Genomic DNA, 20,845 nt, shown 5'->3' on the forward strand with positions numbered 1-20,845 from the left:
GTGAGTTGTCTGATGAGGCGTTCGCGCGCCGGGATGACGCCAATTACCTCAGGAATGTATCGCCCGGCCCGCCACCGCCATGGCCGCTTCCTTCACCGCCTCCGAAAGCGTGGGGTGCGCGTGGCAGGTGCGGGCGAGGTCTTCCGCGGAGCCGCCGAATTCCATCAGCACGGCGGCCTCGTGGATCAGTTCGCCGGCCATGGGGCCGACGATGTGAACACCCAGCACGCGGTCGGTCCTGGCGTCGGCCAGAACCTTCACGAAGCCGTCCGTCGTCTGGTTGGCCTTGGCGCGGCCGTTGGCGAGGAACAGGAACTTGCCGGCCTTGTAGTCCGCGCCTTCCGCCTTCAGCTCCTCCTCGGTCTTGCCGACGGCCGCGACTTCCGGGTTGGTGTAGACGACGCCGGGGATGACGCCATAGTTCACGTGGCCCGCCTGGCCCGCCAGGATTTCGGCGAGTGCGATGCCTTCGTCCTCCGCCTTGTGGGCCAGCATGGGGCCACGGATGACGTCGCCGATGGCATGGATGCCGGGAACGCTGGTCTGGAAGCGGTCGTCCACCTCCACCCGTCCGCGATTGTCAAGCTTAACGCCCGCGGCGTCGAGACCCAGGCCTTCGGTGTAGGGCGTGCGGCCGACGGCGACGAGCGCCACTTCGGCCTCGATCTGCTCAGGCGCGCCACCCGCGGCAGGCTCCACCGCGAGGGTGACCTTGTCCTTCGCCTTCACGGCCCCCGTGACCTTTGAGGACAGGCGGAAGGCGAAGCCCTGCTTCTGGAGGATGCGCTGGAAATTCCTGGCTGCGTCGAGGTCCATGCCCGGCAGGATGCGGTCCAGGTATTCGATGACGGTGACCTTCGCGCCGAGGCGGGCATAGACCGAGCCCAGCTCGAGGCCGATGACGCCCGCGCCGATGACGGCCATCGAGGCCGGAACCTTCTCCAGCATCAGCGCACCGGTGGAGGAGACGATCTGCTTCTCGTCCATCTCGATGCCCTTGAGCTTCGCTGCGTCCGAGCCTGTGGCGATGACGATGTTCTTCGTCTCGATCGTGTCATTGCCGACCGTCACCGTGCCGGGCCCGGCGATCTTGCCGGTTCCGCGGAACACCGTGACCTTGTTCTTCTTCAGCAGAAAGTCGACGCCCTTGGTGTTGCCGTCGATGGCCTCCTGCTTGAAGCCCATCATCCTGGGGAAGTCGATCGACGTCTCGGCCCTGATGCCCATCCTGGCGAAGCTGTGCTTCGACCCGGCGTAGAGCTCTGAGGCATGCAGCAGCGCCTTGGAGGGAATGCAGCCGACGTTGAGGCAGGCGCCGCCGTGGGTGGCGCGCTTTTCGACCACCGCCACTTTCAGCCCCAGCTGGGCCGCACGGATGGCGCAGACATAGCCGCCGGGGCCGGTGCCGATGATGGTGACGTCGAACTGGTTCGCCATGGTGTTGTTCCTGTCAGCAGCGTCCGCCGGCCACGGGGATGATGGAGCCGGTGACATAGGAGGATTGGTCCGAGCACAGCCACAGGATGGCGTCCGCCACCTCGTCCGCCGTGCCTTCGCGCTTCATGGGGATGTGCTCGCGCATCATCTTCACGCGGCCGGGAATGCCGGAGCTGTCGTGAATCTCGGTGTCGATGATGCCGGGGCGCACGGCGTTGACGCGGATGCCCTCGGCGGCGACCTCGCGGCCAAGGCCGATGGTGAGGACGTCCATGGCGCCCTTGCTGGCGGCATATTCGACGCCAAGCCCCGGCGCGCCCAGCACGGAGGCCGCGGATCCGAGATTGACGATCGATCCGCCGCTGCCGCCATGCTTCCTCGACATGCGCTTCACCGCCTCGCGCGCGCAGAGGAAGGCGCCGAGGATGTTGATGTCGAAGAGGCGCGTCAGGCGCCCGGCGCTCATCTCGTCAAGCCGGCTCTGGCGGTCCATGATGCCGGCATTGTTGACCAGCACCTTGAGCGGGCCGAGCTTGTCGGCTGCGGCGAAGAGGGCGAGGATGTCGGCCTCCTTCGCGACGTCGCCCCTGATGGCCACGGCCTTGCCGCCTTGGGCGGCGATGGCGTCGACCGCCCCGTCAGCGGCGGCGGCGTTGGCCGCGTAGTTGACGACGACGGTGTAGCCGGCCGCGCCCAGCTTGAGGGCCGCGGCCCTGCCGATGCCGCGGCTGCCGCCGGTGACGATGGCGATCTTGTCGGTCATGCAGGTCCTCTCCTTGATGCCCTCACAGGTCCAGAATCATCCGCTGCGGGTCTTCGAGGTTTTCCTTGACGCGCACCAGGAAGGTGACGGCTTCCTTGCCGTCGACGATGCGGTGATCATAGGAGAGGGCGAGATACATCATCGGGCGGATCGCCACCTGGCCGTTGACGACCACGGGGCGTTCCTGGATTTTGTGCATGCCGAGGATGCCGGACTGCGGCGCGTTGAGGATGGGCGTCGACATCAGCGAGCCGTAAACACCGCCGTTGGAGATGGTGAAGGTGCCGCCCTGCATGTCGGCGATCTGCAGGCTGCCGTCCCGCGCGCGCCTGCCGTATTCCGCGATGGTCTTCTCGATGCCGGCGAAGGACAGCATGTCGGCGTCGCGCAGCACGGGGACGACGAGGCCCTTGTCGGTGCCCACGGCCACGCCGATGTTGTAGAAGTTCTTGTAGACGATGTCGTCGCCGTCGATCTCGGCATTGACCGCCGGGATTTCCTTCAGCGCCTGGATGCAGGCCTTCACGAAGAAGCTCATGAAACCCAGCTTCACGCCGTGCTTCTTCTCGAACAGGTCCTTGTACTGGTTGCGGAGCGCCATGGCCGCCGTCATGTCCACCTCGTTGAAGGTGGTGAGCATGGCGGCGGTGTTCTGCGCATCCTTCAGGCGGCGCGCGATGGTGAGGCGCAGGCGCGACATCTTCACGCGCTCCTCGCGCGCGGCATCCGGCGGAGCCGAAGGCGTGCGGGCGGCGGGGGCGGGCGTTGCCGGGATAACCGGCGGCCTGGCTTGCGCAGCGGGCTTTTCGAGATGCGCGATCACGTCGCCCTTGGTGAGGCGGCCATCCTTGCCGGTGCCGGAAACGGCGGCGGCATCGATCTTGTTTTCTTCCACCATCTTGCGGACGGCGGGCGACAGCGTCTGCTCCGCGGCCCTGGCAGGCGCCGCGGCTTCGGCCCTCTTCGGCGCTTCGGCGGGTTTCGACAAGGCGGCGCCGGCCGCGCCTTCCTCGATCATGCCGAGAAGGGCGCCGACATTCACCGTGACGCCCGGTTCGGCGGAGATGGAGGAGAGCCTGCCCGAGGCCGGCGCCGGGACTTCGACCGTCACCTTGTCGGTTTCAAGTTCAACGAGGGGCTCGTCGGCCTTCACCGCTTCGCCGGCCTTCCTGAACCACTTCGCAATCGTCGCCTCGGTGACCGATTCACCCAGAGCCGGAACGCGGATTTCCTTTGCCATGTTCTCTGTCCCTTAAGCCTTGTTCTCGCCCAGCGCCTCGTCGAGGAAGGTGCGCAGTTCCTTGAGGTGCCGGCTCATCAGGCCGGTTGCGGTGGAGGCGGAAGCCGCGCGGCCCACATAGCGGGGCCGTGCGCGCTTCGCGCCGATGAAATCGAGCACGCGCTCGATATTGGGCTGCGCATAGCTCCAGGCGCCCATGTTGTAGGGCTCTTCCTGGCACCACACGAACTCGGCCCCCTTGAAGCGTGACAGGATGTTGATGAGCGCCTTGTGCGGCCAGGGGTAAAGCTGCTCGATGCGCAGCAGATAGATATCGGCGAGGCCGCGCTTCTCGCGCTCCTCGTAGAGATCGTAATAGACCTTGCCGGTGCACAGGATGACGCGGCGGATGTTGCCGTCGGGCCTCAGCTTGATTGCCTCGCCCGGCAGCATCTCGGCATCGTCCCACAGCAGGCGGTGGAAGGTGGCGCCCGCGTCCATCATCGAGAGCGGCGAGGTGGCGCGCTTGTGGCGCAGCAGCGACTTCGGCGTCATGATCACCAGCGGCTTGCGGATGTCGCGCTTCAGCTGACGCCTGAGGATGTGGAAGTAGTTGGCGGGCGTGGTGACGTTGGCCACCTGCATGTTGTCCTCGGCGCACATCTGCAGATAGCGCTCCATGCGGGCGGAGGAGTGTTCCGGCCCCTGGCCCTCATAGCCATGCGGCAGCAGCACGGTGAGGCCCGACATGCGCAGCCACTTGCGTTCGCCCGAGGAGATGAACTGGTCGAACACAACCTGGGCGCCGTTGGCGAAGTCGCCGAACTGGGCTTCCCAGATGGTGAGCGTGTTGGGCTCCGCCAGCGAGTAGCCATATTCGAAGCCCAGCACCGCCTCTTCCGAGAGCATGGAGTTGATGGCGTCGATCTTGACCTTCTGGTCCTTCGCCAGGTGATTGAGCGGCGTGTAGCGCTTCTCGGTTTCCTGGTCGACGAGCACGGCGTGGCGCTGCGAGAAGGTGCCGCGCTGCACGTCCTGGCCGGAGAGGCGGATGGGGAAACCCTCCAGCAGCAGCGAGCCGAAGGCGAGGTGCTCCGCCATGGCCCAGTCCAGCCCCGTGCCGTCCCCGATCATCTTGCGGCGCGCGTCGAGCACGCGCTGCATGGTGCGGTGGACCTTGAAGCTCTTCGGCGTCCGGGTGAGCTTGAGGCCGATTTCCCTCAGCGTTGCGACGGGCACGCCGGTGTCGCCCTTGCGCGGCTCCTCATGGTCCTTCGCGGCCCTGAGGCCGGCCCAGCGGCCGTCGAGCCAGTCGGCCTTGTTGGCCTTGTAGTTTTCGGCGACCGTGAAGTTCTCGTCCAGCGTCCTGCGGTAGGCGGCCTTCATCGCGTCGAATTCGTCATGCGAGAGCACGCCTTCATCCATGAGGCGCTTGCCGTAAAGCGTCACCACGGTGGGCTGGCTGGCGATGCGCCTGTACATCAGCGGCTGGGTGAAGGCCGGCTCGTCCGTTTCGTTGTGGCCGAAGCGGCGGTAGCAGAACATGTCGATGACGACAGGTTTCTTGAACCTCTGCCGGAACTCGGTGGCGATCTTGGCGGCGTAGACGACGGCTTCCGGATCATCGCCGTTGCAGTGGAAGATCGGCGCCTCGATCATCTTGGCGACGTCCGAGGGGTAGGGCGAGGACCTGGACCAGTGCGGCGCCGTGGTGAAGCCGATCTGGTTGTTGACGATGAAGTGGATGGAGCCGCCGCAGCGATGGCCGCGGAGCCCCGAAAGGCCGAAGCATTCCGCCACCACGCCCTGCCCCGCGAAGGCCGCATCGCCGTGGATCAGCAGCGGCAGCACCGAGCTGCGCTCCTTGTCGCCGCGCTGGTCCTGCTTGGCGCGCGCCTTGCCGAGCACGACGGGATCGACGATCTCGAGGTGCGAGGGGTTGGCGGTGAGGGAGAGATGAACGGTGTTGTCGTCAAACACGCGGTCGGAGGATGAGCCGAGATGATATTTCACGTCGCCCGAGCCCTCGACCTCGTCAGGCGTCGAGGAGCCGCCCTTGAACTCGTGGAAGATGGCCGAGAAGGGCTTGGACATCACGTTGGCCAGCACGTTGAGACGGCCGCGGTGCGCCATGCCCAGCACGATTTCCTTGACGCCCAGCTGGCCGCCGCGCTTGATGATCTGCTCGAGCGCGGGAATCATCGCTTCGCCGCCATCGAGGCCGAAGCGCTTGGTGCCGGTGTATTTGACGTTCAGAAACTGCTCGAAGCCCTCGCCCTCGATGAGCTTGTTGAGGATGGCCTTCTTGCCGTTCCCGGTAAAGCTGATCGGCTTGTCCGCACCCTCGATGCGCTCCTGAATCCAGGCCTTCTGCTCCGGGTCCGAGATGTGCATGAACTCGACGCCCAGCGTGCCGCAGTAGGTGCGCTTCAGGATGCCGGTGATCTGGCGGATGGTGGCGCGTTCGAGGCCCAGAACCTTGTCCAGGAAGACCGGGCGGTCCATGTCGGCGGCGGTGAAGCCGTAGGTGGCGGGGTCGAGCTCAGGATGGCTTGCCGGCTCCTTCAGGCGCAGGGGGTCGAGATCGGCCGCGAGATGGCCGCGCATGCGGTAGGCGCGGATCATCATCAGTGCACGGACGGAATCCATCGTCGCCTTGCGCACGTCATCCGCGGGGAGCGCCGGGGCCGCGGCTTCGGGCGCGGCGCCTTTGGCGGGCTTGGCGGCGGGCGGCGCCGCGATGGGCCAGTTGCCGTCAAGTGCGGATATGAGATCACCCGATTCAGCCTTGGGCCAGTCCTTGCGCTGCCATGATGGCCCGGTCACCTGCGCCGCGCTGTCCTCCAACCCGGCAAAGAATTGCCGCCAGTGCGGGTCCACGGCGGCGGGGTTCTCCAGATATTTGGCGTAGAGCTGCTCGATATATTGGGCGTTGCCGCCATAGAGGAAGGAGGTTTGCTCGAAGGCAGTGGTGAGATCGGTCTTGTTCATCCCATGATCCTCGTGAAGGGTCCCCGCCCGCGGAGCGGGAGAGGAAAGGGGCCCGCCGCGAAAGCGGTGGGATAGGTGAGGGGAACCACGTTCGGAGTCAGCGGCCCCTCACCTCCCCCATGCTGCGCATGGGGCCCCTTCCTCTCCCGCCTTGCGGGAGAGGACGAGGAGGCGAGTGCCACCGGTTCTGTGTGCATCAATCAGCCCTGCAGCTTCCTGACCAGCGTCTTGCCCAGCAAAGCGGGCGAATCCGCCACCGCGATGCCGGCGCGCTTCATGGCCTCGATCTTGGATTCGGCCCCGCCCTTGCCACCGGAGATAATGGCGCCGGCATGGCCCATGCGGCGGCCCGGCGGCGCGGTGCGGCCGGCGATGAAGCCGGCCATCGGCTTCTTCTTCCTGGACTTCGCGATGAATTCCGCCGCGTCTTCCTCGGCCGAGCCGCCGATTTCGCCGATCATGATGATCGATTCCGTCGCGTCGTCGGCCAAAAACATGTCCAGCATGTCGATGAATTCGGTGCCCTTGACGGGGTCGCCGCCGATGCCGACCGCCGTGGTCTGGCCGAGGCCTTCCTGCGTGGTCTGGAACACCGCCTCATAGGTGAGCGTGCCGGAACGCGAGACGATGCCCACGGAGCCTTGCCTGAAGATATTGCCCGGCATGATGCCGATCTTGCATTCGTTGGGCGTGAGCACGCCCGGGCAATTCGGCCCGATGAGGCGGGACCTGGAGCCCGTGAGCGCGCGCTTCACCTTCACCATGTCGAGGACCGGAATGCCTTCGGTGATGCACACGATGAGCGGGATCCCGGCGTCGATGGCCTCGAGAATGGCATCCGCCGCGAAGGGCGGCGGCACATAGATCACGGAGGCATCCGCACCCGTGGCCTGCCTGGCATCCCAGACGGTGTCGAACACCGGCAACCCGATGTGGGTGGTTCCGCCCTTGCCCGGTGTCACGCCCGCCACCATCTGCGTGCCATAGGCGATGGCCTGCCCGGTGTGGAAGGTGCCGTTGTTGCCGGTGATGCCCTGGCAGATGACCCTGGTGCCGCGGTTAACGAGAATTGACATGCTGTTCTCTGAAGCTGCGATTGATCGGCATGCGAGGCGCGGGCACCGTTTCCCCGACGGTAAAAATGTGGTGACTCATTGCTTACGCCGCCCCGAATGGATTGATGACGGTGACCGAACCATATTTTTGCCTATGGCTCATATCCTGCGAATAGAGAACCGGCAGTTTGAGCCGTTGCGCCGCGGCGATCAGCGCGGCGTCCCAAAACTGGATCTTGAAGCGCTCACGCACGAAGGCCGCGGCGCCGATCAGAGCCGCATCGACGTCCACCTCGCAATAGGCCCGGAGGCGGCGAACCCACTCCTGGGCGCGGGTCACGTCAAGCGCTTCATGCTGCAGGTGCCTGATGACATGATAGAACTCGCCCAGCACCTGAGCCGAGATCGCATAGGCGCCTTCAGCCACGATGCGGCTCGCCACGGCGTGCTCATGCGGATACTTATCTCTTCCGGCCGCGGCGTAGACCAGGATGTTTGTGTCGAGGAAGCAGCGGGCCGCCATAGATTTCATCCCTGTCGATCTTGAAGCCGTCCGGCAACCGCCCGGCGGATGACTTCATCAATTCGATCAAGCCAAGCCGCGCCTCTTCCCGCTGGGCCTCTTTTGCCATGGCGCCGGCGAGCAGCTTCCGCACCAGCGCGTTGAGCGTGGTGCCCTCCGCCCTGGCGAAGGCGCGCGCCGCCGCCAGCAATTCTTCGTCCATGGCCAGCGTGATATTGGGCATCGCGGGCTTTCTCCCACACAGTCTCACATAGGATATGTGAAATTACGTGGAACATCAAGCCGCCTCCCTCACAGCTTTGACGATCTTGGATGCGGCATCGTCGAGATCGTCGGCGGGGATGACGTTGAGCTTGGAGTCGCGGATGATCTGTTTGCCCAGGTCCACATTGGTCCCCTCGAGGCGGACGACGAGCGGAACCTGCAAGCCCACTTCCTGCACCGCGGCGATGACGCCCTCGGCGATCACGTCGCACTTCATGATGCCGCCGAAGATATTGACGAGAATGCCTTTGACCTTCGGGTCGGCGGTGATGATCTTGAAGGCTGCGGCCACTTTTTCCCTGGTGGCGCCGCCGCCGACATCGAGGAAGTTGGCGGGCTCGGCGCCATAGAGCTTGATGATGTCCATGGTCGCCATGGCGAGGCCCGCGCCATTCACCATGCAGCCGATGGAACCGTCGAGCGCCACATAGGAGAGGTCGAACTTCGAAGCCTCGATCTCCTTCGGATCCTCTTCCGTCAGGTCGCGCAGTTCCCTGATCTCGGGATGACGGTCGAGCGCGTTGGAGTCGAAGTTGATCTTGGCATCGAGGCAGATCAGGTTGCCGTCCCTGGTGACGACGAGCGGGTTGATCTCCAAGAGGCTCATGTCCTTGTCGGTGAAGGCCTTGTAGAGCTGCCCGATCATCTTCACGCATTGCTTGACCTGTTCGCCCTCGAGCCTGAGGGCGGACGCGATGCGGCGTCCGACATAGGGCGCGTAACCTGCGGCGGGATCGACCTGCACGGTGACGATCTTCTCCGGCGTGTCATGCGCCACCTTCTCGATGTCCATGCCGCCTTCGGTGGAGGCGATGAAGGCGACGCGCGAGGTTTCGCGGTCAACCAGGATCGAGAGATAGAGTTCGCGGGCGATCGCCGTGCCTTCCTCGATGTAGAGGCGCTGCACGAGCTTGCCTTCGGGGCCGGTCTGGTGGGTGACCAGCGTCATGCCGAGCATGCGCCCGGCCTCGGCCCTCACGCCGTCGATGGACGTCACCACCTTGACGCCGCCGCCCTTGCCGCGGCCGCCGGCGTGGATCTGCGACTTCACGACCCACACAGGGCCGCCCAGCTTTTCGGCGGCCTTCACGGCCTCTTCCACGGTGAAGGCGGGAAGGCCCTTGCCGGTGGCGACGCCGAAGCCGCGGAGGACTTCCTTGGCCTGATATTCATGAATGTTCATTGGCGCGCTCCTCGCGTTACGTGCGCATCAGGCGAGGTCGGGGGCGATGGTCTTCGCCGCGGCCATCAGGCCGTGCACGGCATCGACCGACTTCCTGAAGCCCGCCTTGTCCTCGTCGCTCAAGCCGATCTCGGCGATGCGTTCCACGCCACCGGCGCCGATCACCACGGGAACGCCCACATAGGTGTCCTTCACGCCGTACTGGCCGGTGAGGTGGGCCGCGCAGGGCAGCAGCCGCTTCTTGTCCTTCAGGTAGCTCTCGGCCATCTCGATCGCCGAGGCGGCGGGTGCGTAATAGGCAGAGCCGGTCTTCAGCAGGCCGACGATCTCCGCGCCGCCGTCGCGCGTGCGCTGCACGATCTTGTCGATCCTCTCACGTGTGGACCAGCCCATCCCGATGAGATCCGGCACCGGAATGCCGGCCACCGCCGAGTAGCGGATCAGGGGCACCATGGTGTCGCCGTGGCCGCCGAGCACGAAGGCCGTCACGTCCTGGACGGAGACACTGAATTCCTCGGCGAGGAAGTGGCGGAAGCGCGCGGAGTCCAGCACGCCCGCCATGCCGACCACCTTGTGGGGCGGCAGGCCGCAATACTTCTGCAGCGCCCAGACCATGACGTCGAGCGGGTTGGTGATGCAGATGACGAAGGCATCGGGGGCGTATTGCCTGATGCCCGCACCCACCGAAGCCATGACCTTGAGGTTGGTGCCCAGGAGATCGTCACGGCTCATGCCGGGCTTCCTCGGGACGCCCGCCGTCACGATGCAGACGTCGGCCCCGGCGATGGCCTCATAGGAATTGGCGCCCGACAGCTCCGCATTGAAGCCCTCCACCGGGCCCGACTGGGCGATGTCCAGCGCCTTGCCCTGCGGCAGGCCCTCGGCAATGTCGAAAATGACGATGTCGCCAAGTTCCTTCAGCGCCGCCAGATGCGCCAGCGTGCCCCCGATCATGCCGCCGCCGATCAGAGCGATTTTCTTCCGAGCCATGTTGGAGTTCCTTCTTGAAGGCCGTGCCGTCAGGTCGTTTTGCAGTGCAAAAGAGACGTTGGTGTAAACCCGATATCTATCACCTTCAAGACGGCGGCCTAGTCCTTTCGGACGAGAAATCTGACTAAAACGTCAAGTTTCGGCGATTTTTTTGCCCCACCAGGAGGCCGACTGCATCTCCTTGAGGCGCGAGACGGTTCTGCCGAACTCGAAGGCGTGATCGACCGCCGGATAAATACCCTCCGGGGCTTGCGCGGAGGTCGCCACCAGCCTGACCTTCCCGTCATAGAGCGTGTCGATGAGCAGCACGAAGCGCCTGGCCTCGTTGCGGCTCTCCGGCCCCAGTGCGGGGATGTGCTCAAGGAACAGGACCTGGAAATTCCGGGCCAGGGCGAGGTAGTCCGGCGGGCCCAGCGGCTGTTCGCAGAGCTTGGCGAAGCTGAAGCGCGCGCAGCCATGGGCGGCCTGGGGCACATGCAGCTTGCGGCCGAGCACGTCGATGTCCAGGGGCTCGCCGCGGTCGGTGTCGGTGAGGCGCAGCCACAGGTCCTGCAGGCGGGCGTCGGTCTGGGCCGAAATGGGGGTGAGGAAGGTCTCGTGCGCCTTGACGCGGCCAAGGCGGTAATCCGTCGGGCTTTCGAGCGGGACGATGTCCAGGCGGTCCCTGATCAGCGCGATGAAAGGCAGGAAGAGCTGGCGGTTGAGGCCGTTCCGGTAAAGCTGGTCAGGGCTCAGGTTCGAGGTGGTGACAATCGCCGTGCCGGCGGCCAGCAGGCCCTCGAAGAGGCGGCCGACGATCATCGCGTCGGCAATGTCGGCGACCTGCATCTCGTCGAGGCACAGCAGGCGGGCTTCCTTCGCCAGCGCCCTGGCGACGGGGGCGATGGCGTCCCGGGCGTGCGATTGCCGCGCCGCGTGCAGGCGCTTGTGCACGTCCTGCATGAAGGCATGAAAATGCACGCGGCGCTTCGGGGCGAAGTCGACGGTCTCGTAGAAGAGGTCCATCAGCATGGTCTTGCCGCGGCCGACCTCGCCGTGGATGTAGAGGCCCCTGGGCGGGGCTGAGGGCTTCCTGAAGCGCGCGAGGAGGCCGGTGTGCGGGGCCTGTGCCGTCAGCTCGGTGGCGAGTTGATCCAGCCTCGTTGCAACAGCGCGCTGGGCGGCATCGGCCTTGATGAGGCCTGCGTCGCGGCGGCGGTCGTATTCGGCGAAGATGGGGGTCATTACATCCCACCTCCTGAGGCCGTCATCCCGGCGAAGGCCGGGATCCAGCTTTCCACAGGGTCGATGCCCGAAGCTGGACCCCGGCCTTCGCCGGGGTGACGGAAACAGGGGAGTGTGCGTCGCACCAAAGGCCGCGCCTTACAGCGTCTGCCCGGTGTTCTTCCAGTCGGCCAGGAACTGCTCGATGCCTTTGTCGGTCAGCGGGTGCTTGACCAGCGACTTGATGACGGCGGGCGGGCAGGTGGCGACATCGGCGCCGATCAGGGCCACCTGCTTCACATGCAGCGCGGTGCGCACGGAGGCGGCGAGGATCTCGGTGTCGAAGGCGTAATTGTCATAGATCTGGCGGATCTCGGCGATCAGGTCCGTGCCGTCCAGGTGAATGTCGTCCAGCCTGCCGATGAAGGGCGAGATGAAGGTGGCGCCGGCCTTGGCGGCCAGCAGCGCCTGGATGGCCGAAAAGCACAGCGTGACGTTCACCATACAGCCGTCCGAGGCGAGCGCCTTGCAGGCCTTGAGGCCGTCGAGGGTCAGCGGCACCTTGACCGTGACGTTGGAGGCGATCTGGCGCAGGCCCCTGGCCTCGCGCATCATGCCTTCATAGTCGAGCGAGACCACCTCGGCGGAGACCGGGCCTTCGACGATCGAACAAATCTCCGCGATCACGTCCTTGAAGTTGCGGCCGGACCTGGCGATCAGCGAAGGATTGGTGGTCACGCCATCAAGGAGGCCCAGATCGTTGAGCTCCGTAATGTCCTTCACGTCGGCGGTATCGGCAAAGAATTTCATGGCGGCGGTCCCTCTTGCTTGGGCCGAGCCTTACCGCCCGGCCCTGGCCAAATCAACCATGCGCGGGTCATGGCCGCATTGGAGCCGCGCCGTCTCGCAAAGGGACTGGACGAGGGGGCCGAGATCGGCCTGCGCCAGCGGCTCCCGGTCCAGCGCCGTGACGGGCCTGATGAAGCGCAGGCTGTTGGTGAGGAAGACGGCGTCAGCGTGCTTCAGTTCCTCCGGCCTCACCACCCGTTCCTCGGGCTTCAGCCCCAGATGGGCGGCGGAGTGCAGCAGGGTCTGGCGGGTGACGCCCGTCAGGATGCCCTGGTCGCGGGCCGGGGTTATGAGGGCCTTGCCCCTGAGCAGGAAGACATTGGCGATAGTGGTGCAGGCGACATGGCCCGCAGTGTTCAGCATCAGCGCGTCTTCGGCGCCGCGGCCCGCCGCCTCCCGCGCTGCCGCGATGTTGTCGATATAGGACAGCGTCTTCAACCGGCAGGAGACGCTGGCCGGATTGCGGCGGATCGCGGTTGACGACAGCGCCACGGACTTCAGCATCATGGCGGGATCGAAGGCATCGAGCATCAGGAGCAGACTGGAGCAGCCGCCGGCCGCTGCAAGTCCTCGCGCCGCGGCGCCGCGGGTCAGCGTCACGCGCAGCACGTGGTGAAGCCTGGGGATGCCGGCGAGGATCTCCTCCACCGCATCATCCAGCATGCCGCGGTCGAAGCCAAGGCCCAGTTCCCCCGCCGCGGCCTCGAGCCTCGCGAAGTGCATGTTGCCCCACAGCGCCGTGCGGTTGAGGACGAGGATGGTTTCGAACAGCCCGTCGCCCAGCAGCAGGCCGCGCTCGCCGCGCTCCACCGCCAGCGGCCCCTCGGCGAGGGCGCCGTTGAACCAGGTGCGGCTCATTCCACCGCCTTCAGGAAATTGCGCAGCATGTCGTAGCCGCCCTCGGTGAGGATCGATTCGGGGTGGAACTGTACTCCATAAGTCGGGTGGCTGGCATGGCGCAGCCCCATGATCTCGCCCTCGTCGCTCCTCGCCGTGACGATGAGCGGTGTGCCGCGGCCTTCCAGTTCCACGATCAGAGAATGATAGCGCCCGGCCGAGAAGCGCTGCGGCAGGCCTTCGAAGATGCCTTGGCCGTCGTGGTTGATCTCGGAACTTTCGCCATGCATGGGGCGTTTGGCCCGCGTGACGAGGCCGCCGAAAACCTCGCCCATCACCTGGTGGCCGAGGCAGATGCCGAGGATGGGGAGCTTGCCCGAGCAGTCGCGCATGATTGCCATCGACTGGCCCGCCTCGGTGGGCGTGCAGGGGCCGGGCGAAATCACGATGGCCCTGGCGGCGCCCAGGTCCCGCGCCGTCACCCCGTCATTGCGCACCACGCGCGTGCGCTGGCCCAGCTCCTCGAAATAGCGCGCCACGTTGTGGACGAATGAGTCGTAATTGTCGACGATCAGGATCATGGCCGGAAGGCCTCCATGACGCGCCTGATCTTGGTGATGCTCTCCTCGTATTCGGCGGCAGGCTCGGAGCGCGCGGTGATGCCGCCGCCGCCCTGCACGCGGGCGACGCCGTTCGAAAACTGCGCGGTGCGGATGGCGATGTTCAAATCCGTCCGGCCATTGAAGCCGATATAGCCGATGGCGCCGCAATAAACGCCGCGCGGGGCCTGCTCGATCTCCGCGATGATCTCCATGGCGCGGATCTTCGGCGCGCCGGTGATCGAGCCGCCGGGGAAGGTGGCGCCGATGAGATCGCCGATGCCGTGCCCGTCCTTCATCTCGGAGGTGATGACCGAGACGAGGTGATGGACATTGGCATAGGTCTCGAGCCCGCAGAGCACCGGCGCCTTCACCGTGCCGGGCCTGGAGACGCGCGAGAGATCGTTGCGCAGCAAGTCGACGATCATCACGTTCTCGGCGCGGTCCTTGCGGCTGGACGTCAGGTCGGCGATCAGCTTCGCATCGCGCATCGGGTCCGTGTCGCGCCGTCTCGTGCCCTTGATGGGGCGGGCCTCGACGGCGGCGCCGTCACAGCGCAAGAGCCGTTCGGGCGACGATGAGGCGATCTGGACCGACCCGTAATCCATGTAGGCGGAAAAGGTGGCGGGGTTCTTCCGCCGCAGCACGTGGTAGAAGCCCAACGGATCGAAGCCTTGCGGAATGGGTGCCGAGAACATCTGCGTGATGTTCGCCTGGAAAATGTCGCCCGCCAGAATATAGTCGACCGTGCGCGCGACAGCCTTCTCGTAATCCCCGCGGGTGAAGTTCGATTGCCAGCCCTCGATGACGTGGCCTTCCGCGACCCTGGGGCGGCGGCGCAGCAGCTCCTCCATCTCGTCCGCGCGCTCCGGGCTCTCCGAAATGATCCAGGCGCGCTCCTGCATGTGATCGAAGGCGGCCACGCAATCGAAGTGATGCAGCATCAGGTCCGGGCAGACGGGTGAGAAGTCCGGTATTCTGGCATGCGGTTCGAGGCGGCGGCCATAATCATAGGAGATGTAGCCGGCGAGACCGCCCTGGAAGGGCGGCAGGCCCGCAATGTGGCGCCGGCGGTTCTCCGACAGGATGCGGTCGATCAGGGCCAGCGCGCTCCCGGCGAGCGGCACGCCGTTGAAGAAGGCGCCTCTGGCGTTCACCTCGATGGTGGCCGCCGGGTTGCAGGCGAGGAAGGAATAGCGCCCCAGATGCTCCGAGCGCATGACGCTCTCGAGCAGCGTGAGGTGGCGCTCGCCCTTCAGCCGCAGGGCGAGTGCGGACGGCTCCAGGCAGACGATCTCTCTGGCGTGGGGTTCCCTCATGGCGGGGCCATATAAGAGTGGAAGCGAGCAGGCCCCAAGTCTATTTCAGACGGGATGAGCCGCGATTCCGCCATAGCCGAGGTGCTGCTGCCGCTGGCGCTCGACGGCCCCTATTCCTACCGGGCGCCGGACGGGATGGCGCTGGAGCCGGGGAGCTACGTCATCGTGCCGTTGGGGCCGCGTCAGACGATCGGCGTGGTCTGGGCCTTGAAGGACAAGGCGGAGACCGGCAAAGAGCTGCGTGATGTCGCTCACGTCCTCGACATGCCGCCGCTGCCCGAAACGCACCGGCGCTTCGTCGATTGGCTGTCGGCCTATTATCTCGAACCCGCGGGAAACGTGCTGCGCATGGTGCTGCGCTCGCCCCGCGCCCTCGAAGGCCCCCGCGAGCAGTTGGCCTACCGCGCAACCGGGCAGGCGCCGAAACGGATGACCCCGCAGCGTGCCCGCGTGCTGGAGGTGGCCCGCGAAGGCTTCGCCATGCGCGCCGCGGAACTGGCCGAGGCCGCCGGCGCCGGCATCCCGGTGATCAGGGCGCTGGCCAGGGATGGCGCGCTTGAGGCGGTGGCATTGCCCGCGCTGAGGCCCTTTCCTCCGCCGGATCTCAATGCCGGCGGCTACGCGCTGTCGAAGGATCAGCTGGCGGCTGCCGCGGAACTCCGCGCCGTGGTGGCCCAGCGCCAGCACAAGGTGATGCTGCTCGACGGCGTCACCGGTTCGGGCAAGACGGAGGTTTATTTCGAGGCGATGGCGGCGGCGCTCGCGTCCGGCGCCCAGGTGCTGCTGCTGCTGCCCGAAATCGCGCTCACGCAGCCCTTCCTCGCGCGCGTCGAGCGGCGCTTCGGCGCCGAGCCCGCGCAATGGCACTCGGACCTGCGCCCGCGCGAGCGCGAGCGGGTGTGGCGCGGCGTGGCCGATGGCACGGCGCGGATCGTGGTGGGCGCGCGCTCGGCCCTGTTCCTGCCGTGGAAGAAGCTGAAACTGATCGTCGTCGATGAGGAGCACGAGAACGCCTATAAGCAGGACGACGGCGTTCCCTATCACGCGCGCGACATGGCTGTGCTTTATGGATCGATCGGCAAGTTCCCCGTGGTGCTCTCGTCCGCCACACCGTCGCTCGAAACCCTGGTGAATGTCGACCGCGGCCGCTACGGCGTGGTGCGGCTCACCGGCCGGCACGGGCGGCCGGAGTTGCCCGAGATCGGGCTCATCGACATGAAGCGCGTCGCCCCAGAGCCCGGCACGTGGATTTCACCGCCGCTCTTCGACGCGGTGAAGGCGGCGCTGGAGGAGGGCGACCAGGCGCTCCTCTTTCTCAACCGACGCGGCTATGCGCCCCTGACCCTGTGCCGCGCCTGCGGCCACAGGCTCGAATGCCCGAACTGCGCGGCCTCGCTGGTGGAGCACCGCTTCCGGCGCCAGCTGATGTGCCACCACTGCGGCCACCTCGAACCGAGCCGCAAGGACTGCCCGGGCTGCCACGCCGAGGGGAAGATGGCGCCCGTGGGGCCGGGCGTCGAGCGCCTGGCCGAGGAGGCTGCCGCGCGCTTTCCGCAAGCGCGCATCGCCGTTCTCTCCAGCGATCTGTCGCGAGGGCTCCTGCTGCGCGATGCGATCCGCGACGTGGAGAAGGGGCAGTTCAACCTCGTCATCGGCACGCAGCTGGTGGCCAAGGGGCATCATTTTCCGCACCTCACCCTGGTGGGCGCGGTCGATGCCGACCTCGCCCTGGAATCATCCGACCCGCGCGGGGCTGAGCGCACCTGGGCGCTGATGGCGCAGGTGGCGGGGCGTGCGGGCCGCGGCGCCAAGCCCGGCCGCGCGCTGGTGCAGACCTATCTGCCCGAACACCCGCTGATGCAGGCGCTGAAGAGGGGCGACCGCGATTCCTACCTCAACCAGGAGAAGGCGATCCGCGAGACTGCCGGGCTTCCGCCTTACGGGCGGCTGGCGGCGATCATCGTGTCCGGCGCGGACGCCGCGGAAACGGAACGCTTCGCGCGGAACCTCGGGAAGATTGCTCCGTTGGCGGACGGTATCGCCGTGCTGGGGCCTGCCGCCGCCCCCATCGCCATGGTGCGGGGCCGCCACCGCGTCCGCTTCCTGGTGAAGGCGAAGCGCGAGGCGAACCTGCAGGCCTTTCTCCGGCTGTGGCTGAAGGACGTGAAGCCGAAGGGTTCGCTGGCGCTGCAGGTGGATGTGGACCCGTATAATTTCTTGTGAGGGGAAGTTAAACGGAGAACCGCCACTCCATGCGGTGGCGATAGACGTCGTCCGGCCGCAGCAGGGCGCTCGGAAAGTTCGCGTGCGTCGGGGCGTCGGGGAAGTTCTGGGGCTCGATGGCGATGGCGGCGTATTGCTGCAAGGGGCCTGTCTTGCCGGGAAAGCCCTCGTTCCAGTGTTCGGCGGTGTACATCTGCATGCCGGCCTCCGTGGTCCACACCTCCATGGTGCGGCCGGAGACCGGGTCCTTCAGCGTGAGGCCGTGCCTCAGCGTGCCGCGCGGGCCGTCCAGCACCCAGCAATTGTCATAGACGCCGCTGACCTTGCGGAGTTCACGAAAGTCCCAGCGCGTGCCGGTGACGTCGCGGATCTCGCCGGACGGCAGCAGCCCGGCGCTCAAGGGAAGATAGTGCGAGCCGAGGATCTCGATCTCGTGGGCGAAGGCGTTGCGCGCGCCGCCGGACAGATTCCAATAGGTGTGGTTGGTGAGGTTGACGGTCGTGGGCTTCGTGGTGCGCGCCGCGAAGTCGAGCGAGAGGGTTGCGCCGTTCACGGCGTAGGTGGCGGTGACATCGAGTGCGCCCGGATAGCCCTGGTCGCCATCGGGCGAGTGGAGGCTGAAGCGAACAGCATTCTCCGTGGACTGAACGTTCCAGTGGCGAACCGAGAAATTATCCGGCCCGCCATGGAGCTGATGGGCACCCGTGTTGGGGACCAGCGGATATTCGGTTCCGTCGATGTTGATGCGGGAATTGGTGATGCGGCCGGCAATGCGGCCCGCCACGGCGCCCGTGGTCCAGTCGCCTGCGAGAATGTCCGAATCCGTGCCGCCGCCCATGATCACGTCAGCGCCGGCGAAATCGAGCGCCACGAGCCGCGCGCCCAGCGTGGTGAAGCGGGCGCGGATCTGGCCGCTGTTCAGTTCGAGCATGGGAAGGGCTCCTCGATTGTTCCAATCTGTTCCTCTCCCCCGGTGCACAGACCGGGGGAGAGGAACAGCGGTGTCAGTGATTGTCGCGCGGCAGGCCCATGGTCTTGGCGACGCGCCGGAACTTGGTGGCGCCCTTCAGCACCATGCCGCCGTCGAGTTGACCCACTTCCTTGCGGAAGATTTCCTGCCAGGGCGTCTGGCTCGGCGGCGCCTGGTAACCGCCGTTCTTCTCAAGCTCCTCGCGGCGGCGCTTCAGCTCGTCCTCGGCCACGAGCATGTCGCAGGCGCCCTTGTTGAGGTCGATGCGCACCATGTCGCCGTTCTTGAGGATGGCGAGGCCGCCACCGGCCGCCGCCTCGGGCGAGGCATTGAGGATCGAGGGCGAGCCCGACGTGCCGGACTGGCGGCCGTCGCCCACGCAGGGCAGCGAGCGGATGCCCTTTTCGAGCAGGTAATTCGGCGCCCGCATGTTGACCACTTCCGCCGCGCCCGGATAGCCCAGGGGACCGACGCCGCGGATGAACAGGATGGTGTTCTCGTCGATGCCGAGCTTCGGATCGTCGATATGGGCGTGGTAATCCTCCGGACCGTCGAAGACGATGGCCTTGGCCACGAAGGCATTGGGGTCCGTGGGGTTGGAGAGATAGCGCTGGCGGAATTCCTCCGAGATCACGGAGGTCTTCATGATGGCGTTGTCGAAGAGGTTGCCGGTCAGGCGCTTGAAGCCGGCGTGCTCCTTCATGGGCTTTGCAAACTCGCGGATCACCGCGCGGTCCCAGGAATACTGGCCCTTGCAGTTTTCGCCGATGGTCCTGCCATTGGCGGTGACGCAGTCCTCGTGGATCTTGCCCGCGCCAATCAGCTCCGCCACCACGGCGGGAACGCCGCCGGCGCGGTGATAGTCCTCGCCGAGGTATTCGCCGGCGGGCTGCAGGTTGACAAGCAGCGGCAGATCATAGCCGTGTTTCTCCCAGTCCGCCACGGTGAGCTCGATGCCGAGATGGGCCGCGATCGCGTTCAGGTGGTTCGGCGCGTTGGTGGAGCCGCCGATGGCGGTGTTCACCGCAATGGCGTTCTCGAAGGCCTGGCGCGTCATGATCCTGGACGGCGTCAAATCCTCCTTCACCATGTCGACGATGCGGCGGCCGGTGGCATAGGCCATCTGCCCGCGCTCGCGGTAGGGCGCGGGGATGACGCCATTGCCGGGAAGGCACATGCCAAGCGCCTCCGTGAGCGAGTTCATGGTCGTCGCCGTGCCCATGGTGTTGCAGAAGCCGGTGGAGGGCGCGGACGTGGCGACCAGTTCGATGAAGCCTTCGTAGTCGAGCTCGCCCGTTGCCAGCTTCTCGCGCGCCATCCACACGATGGTGCCGGAGCCGGTGCGCTGGCCCTTGTACCAGCCGTTGAGCATCGGGCCCGACGAGAGCGCGATCGCCGGAATGTCGACCGTCGCCGCCGCCATCAGGCAGGCGGGCGTGGTCTTGTCGCAGCCGATGGTCAGCACCACGCCGTCCAGCGGATAGCCATAGAGCACCTCGACAAGCGAGAGGTAGGACAGGTTCCGGTCGAGCGAGGCGGTGGGGCGCTTGCCGGTTTCCTGGATGGGGTGGATGGGGAATTCCAGCGGAATGCCGCCATTCTCATAGATGCCGTCGCGCACGCGCTTCACCAGATCCACATGGGCGCGGTTGCAGGGCGAGAGGTCGGAACCCGTCTGGGCGATGCCGATGACCGGCTTGCCAGCCTGCAGTTCCGAGCGCGTGAGGCCGAAGTTCAGATAACGCTCAAGATAGAGCGCGGTCATGTCGGCATTGGCCGGATTGTCGAACCAGGCCTGGGAACGGTATTTGAGCGGCTTCTGCGGGGTGTTTGCCATGGGATCCTCCAATCGTCCGATATTTACAGGGGGATCCCCGGTGCGTCCATGGTAAGCACGTTGCGGAGGGCGTGAATGGGCCGGCGGGAAGGGCCTGTTCCGGACGGGGAGGAAGGTTCTTGACCGTCCGGACGGGTTTGGACCCGCCGGAGCACGTCCCGATTTCCAATTCCTGACCGCGATGACCTCTGACCTTCATGACGCACTGATGACTGTTACAATTCATTCACTTATCGTTTTTTTGAAGATTTGACGTTTTCCGGTGTTGACAGTTCGCAGGGGCTCGCCATATACACCCCATCACTGAGGGGCGCGGCGCTGCGGCGCGGCATGCCTTTCTGCCGAAAGCTGACAAGCTGGCGTGGCTGCCGGATGTCCTGAAAAGGGGATCCGGAGGTTCCTGCGCCTGTGGTCAGGTTGAGGTTTTGGGGACGCGAGTTCCCGTTGCTGATTGACATTGTGAAGAGAGAAAGAGAGACGCAGGCGGCGTGTGTTCTTGCGGGTCCTGGGGTAACCTGGGGCTGTTAGGAAACAACGTATCGCATGCGTCTTTGAGAGTAGCCAAAAGCTTTGGCGGGAGCAC

At 65.9% G+C, this 20,845-nt stretch carries 17 protein-coding genes; 1 reads left to right on the plus strand and 16 read right to left on the minus strand.

Features of this window, described 5'->3' with window-relative positions; translation table 11 throughout:
- Positions 1 to 48: 48 nt before the first annotated feature.
- From lpdA to pabB, 14 genes are all read right to left on the minus strand, one after another.
- Positions 49 to 1,437, minus strand: a complete 1,389-nt coding sequence (gene lpdA / locus IOC69_RS11475) for a dihydrolipoyl dehydrogenase (RefSeq protein ID WP_290543690.1) — start codon at positions 1,435 to 1,437, stop codon at positions 49 to 51.
- Positions 1,438 to 1,450: 13 nt separating this feature from the next.
- Complete coding sequence (locus IOC69_RS11480; RefSeq protein WP_290543691.1) at positions 1,451 to 2,200, minus strand: SDR family oxidoreductase; 750 nt, start codon at positions 2,198 to 2,200, stop codon at positions 1,451 to 1,453.
- Positions 2,201 to 2,222: 22 nt separating this feature from the next.
- Positions 2,223 to 3,440, minus strand: coding sequence for a 2-oxoglutarate dehydrogenase complex dihydrolipoyllysine-residue succinyltransferase (gene odhB, locus IOC69_RS11485; protein ID WP_290543692.1), 1,218 nt, complete (start codon positions 3,438 to 3,440; stop codon positions 2,223 to 2,225).
- Positions 3,441 to 3,452: 12 nt separating this feature from the next.
- A complete protein-coding gene (locus IOC69_RS11490; protein ID WP_290543693.1) occupies positions 3,453 to 6,410 on the minus strand; it encodes a 2-oxoglutarate dehydrogenase E1 component in 2,958 nt (985 codons plus the stop codon).
- A 200-nt stretch (positions 6,411 to 6,610) separates the two neighbouring features.
- Positions 6,611 to 7,486 carry a succinate--CoA ligase subunit alpha gene (gene sucD, locus IOC69_RS11495; RefSeq protein WP_290543694.1) on the minus strand — a complete coding sequence of 292 codons (876 nt, stop codon included), beginning with the start codon at positions 7,484 to 7,486 and terminating at the stop codon, positions 6,611 to 6,613.
- An 82-nt stretch (positions 7,487 to 7,568) separates the two neighbouring features.
- Positions 7,569 to 7,988 (minus strand): PIN domain-containing protein, encoded by a 420-nt coding sequence (locus tag IOC69_RS11500; protein WP_290543695.1) that lies wholly within the window; start codon positions 7,986 to 7,988, stop codon positions 7,569 to 7,571.
- On the minus strand, positions 7,927 to 8,211 hold the full coding sequence (locus IOC69_RS11505) for a hypothetical protein (RefSeq protein ID WP_290543696.1): 285 nt from the start codon (positions 8,209 to 8,211) through the stop codon (positions 7,927 to 7,929). Before IOC69_RS11505 ends, IOC69_RS11500 begins: the two co-directional genes overlap by 62 nt.
- Before the next feature lie 54 nt (positions 8,212 to 8,265).
- Positions 8,266 to 9,435, minus strand: a complete 1,170-nt coding sequence (gene sucC, locus IOC69_RS11510) for an ADP-forming succinate--CoA ligase subunit beta (RefSeq protein ID WP_290543697.1) — start codon at positions 9,433 to 9,435, stop codon at positions 8,266 to 8,268.
- Between the two features lie 27 nt (positions 9,436 to 9,462).
- A complete protein-coding gene (gene mdh / locus IOC69_RS11515) occupies positions 9,463 to 10,425 on the minus strand; it encodes a malate dehydrogenase (protein ID WP_290543698.1) in 963 nt (320 codons plus the stop codon).
- A 132-nt stretch (positions 10,426 to 10,557) separates the two neighbouring features.
- A complete protein-coding gene (zapE, locus tag IOC69_RS11520; RefSeq protein ID WP_290543699.1) occupies positions 10,558 to 11,649 on the minus strand; it encodes a cell division protein ZapE in 1,092 nt (363 codons plus the stop codon).
- Between the two features lie 138 nt (positions 11,650 to 11,787).
- Positions 11,788 to 12,438, minus strand: coding sequence for a fructose-6-phosphate aldolase (gene fsa, locus IOC69_RS11525; RefSeq protein ID WP_290543700.1), 651 nt, complete (start codon positions 12,436 to 12,438; stop codon positions 11,788 to 11,790).
- A gap of 30 nt (positions 12,439 to 12,468) precedes the next feature.
- Positions 12,469 to 13,335 carry an aminotransferase class IV gene (locus IOC69_RS11530; protein WP_290543701.1) on the minus strand — a complete coding sequence of 289 codons (867 nt, stop codon included), beginning with the start codon at positions 13,333 to 13,335 and terminating at the stop codon, positions 12,469 to 12,471.
- Positions 13,332 to 13,895, minus strand: a complete 564-nt coding sequence (locus tag IOC69_RS11535) for an aminodeoxychorismate/anthranilate synthase component II (RefSeq protein ID WP_290543702.1) — start codon at positions 13,893 to 13,895, stop codon at positions 13,332 to 13,334. The genes IOC69_RS11530 and IOC69_RS11535 overlap by 4 nt, the downstream gene beginning before the upstream one ends.
- Positions 13,892 to 15,232 carry an aminodeoxychorismate synthase component I gene (gene pabB, locus IOC69_RS11540; protein ID WP_290543703.1) on the minus strand — a complete coding sequence of 447 codons (1,341 nt, stop codon included), beginning with the start codon at positions 15,230 to 15,232 and terminating at the stop codon, positions 13,892 to 13,894. Before pabB ends, IOC69_RS11535 begins: the two co-directional genes overlap by 4 nt.
- A 54-nt stretch (positions 15,233 to 15,286) precedes the next feature.
- Here pabB and IOC69_RS11545 point away from each other — a divergent pair, with 54 nt between their 5' ends.
- Positions 15,287 to 17,455, plus strand: a complete 2,169-nt coding sequence (locus tag IOC69_RS11545) for a primosomal protein N' (RefSeq protein ID WP_290543704.1) — start codon at positions 15,287 to 15,289, stop codon at positions 17,453 to 17,455.
- Between the two features lie 7 nt (positions 17,456 to 17,462).
- On the opposite strand, the gene IOC69_RS11550 is transcribed toward IOC69_RS11545, so the two are convergent.
- Positions 17,463 to 18,386, minus strand: a complete 924-nt coding sequence (locus IOC69_RS11550; RefSeq protein ID WP_290543705.1) for an aldose epimerase family protein — start codon at positions 18,384 to 18,386, stop codon at positions 17,463 to 17,465.
- A 73-nt stretch (positions 18,387 to 18,459) separates the two neighbouring features.
- A complete protein-coding gene (locus tag IOC69_RS11555) occupies positions 18,460 to 20,274 on the minus strand; it encodes an IlvD/Edd family dehydratase (protein WP_290543706.1) in 1,815 nt (604 codons plus the stop codon).
- Positions 20,275 to 20,845 lie beyond the last annotated feature (571 nt).

Source organism: Aestuariivirga sp. (assembly GCF_020252405.1).
Taxonomy (GTDB): domain Bacteria; phylum Pseudomonadota; class Alphaproteobacteria; order Rhizobiales; family Aestuariivirgaceae; genus Aestuariivirga.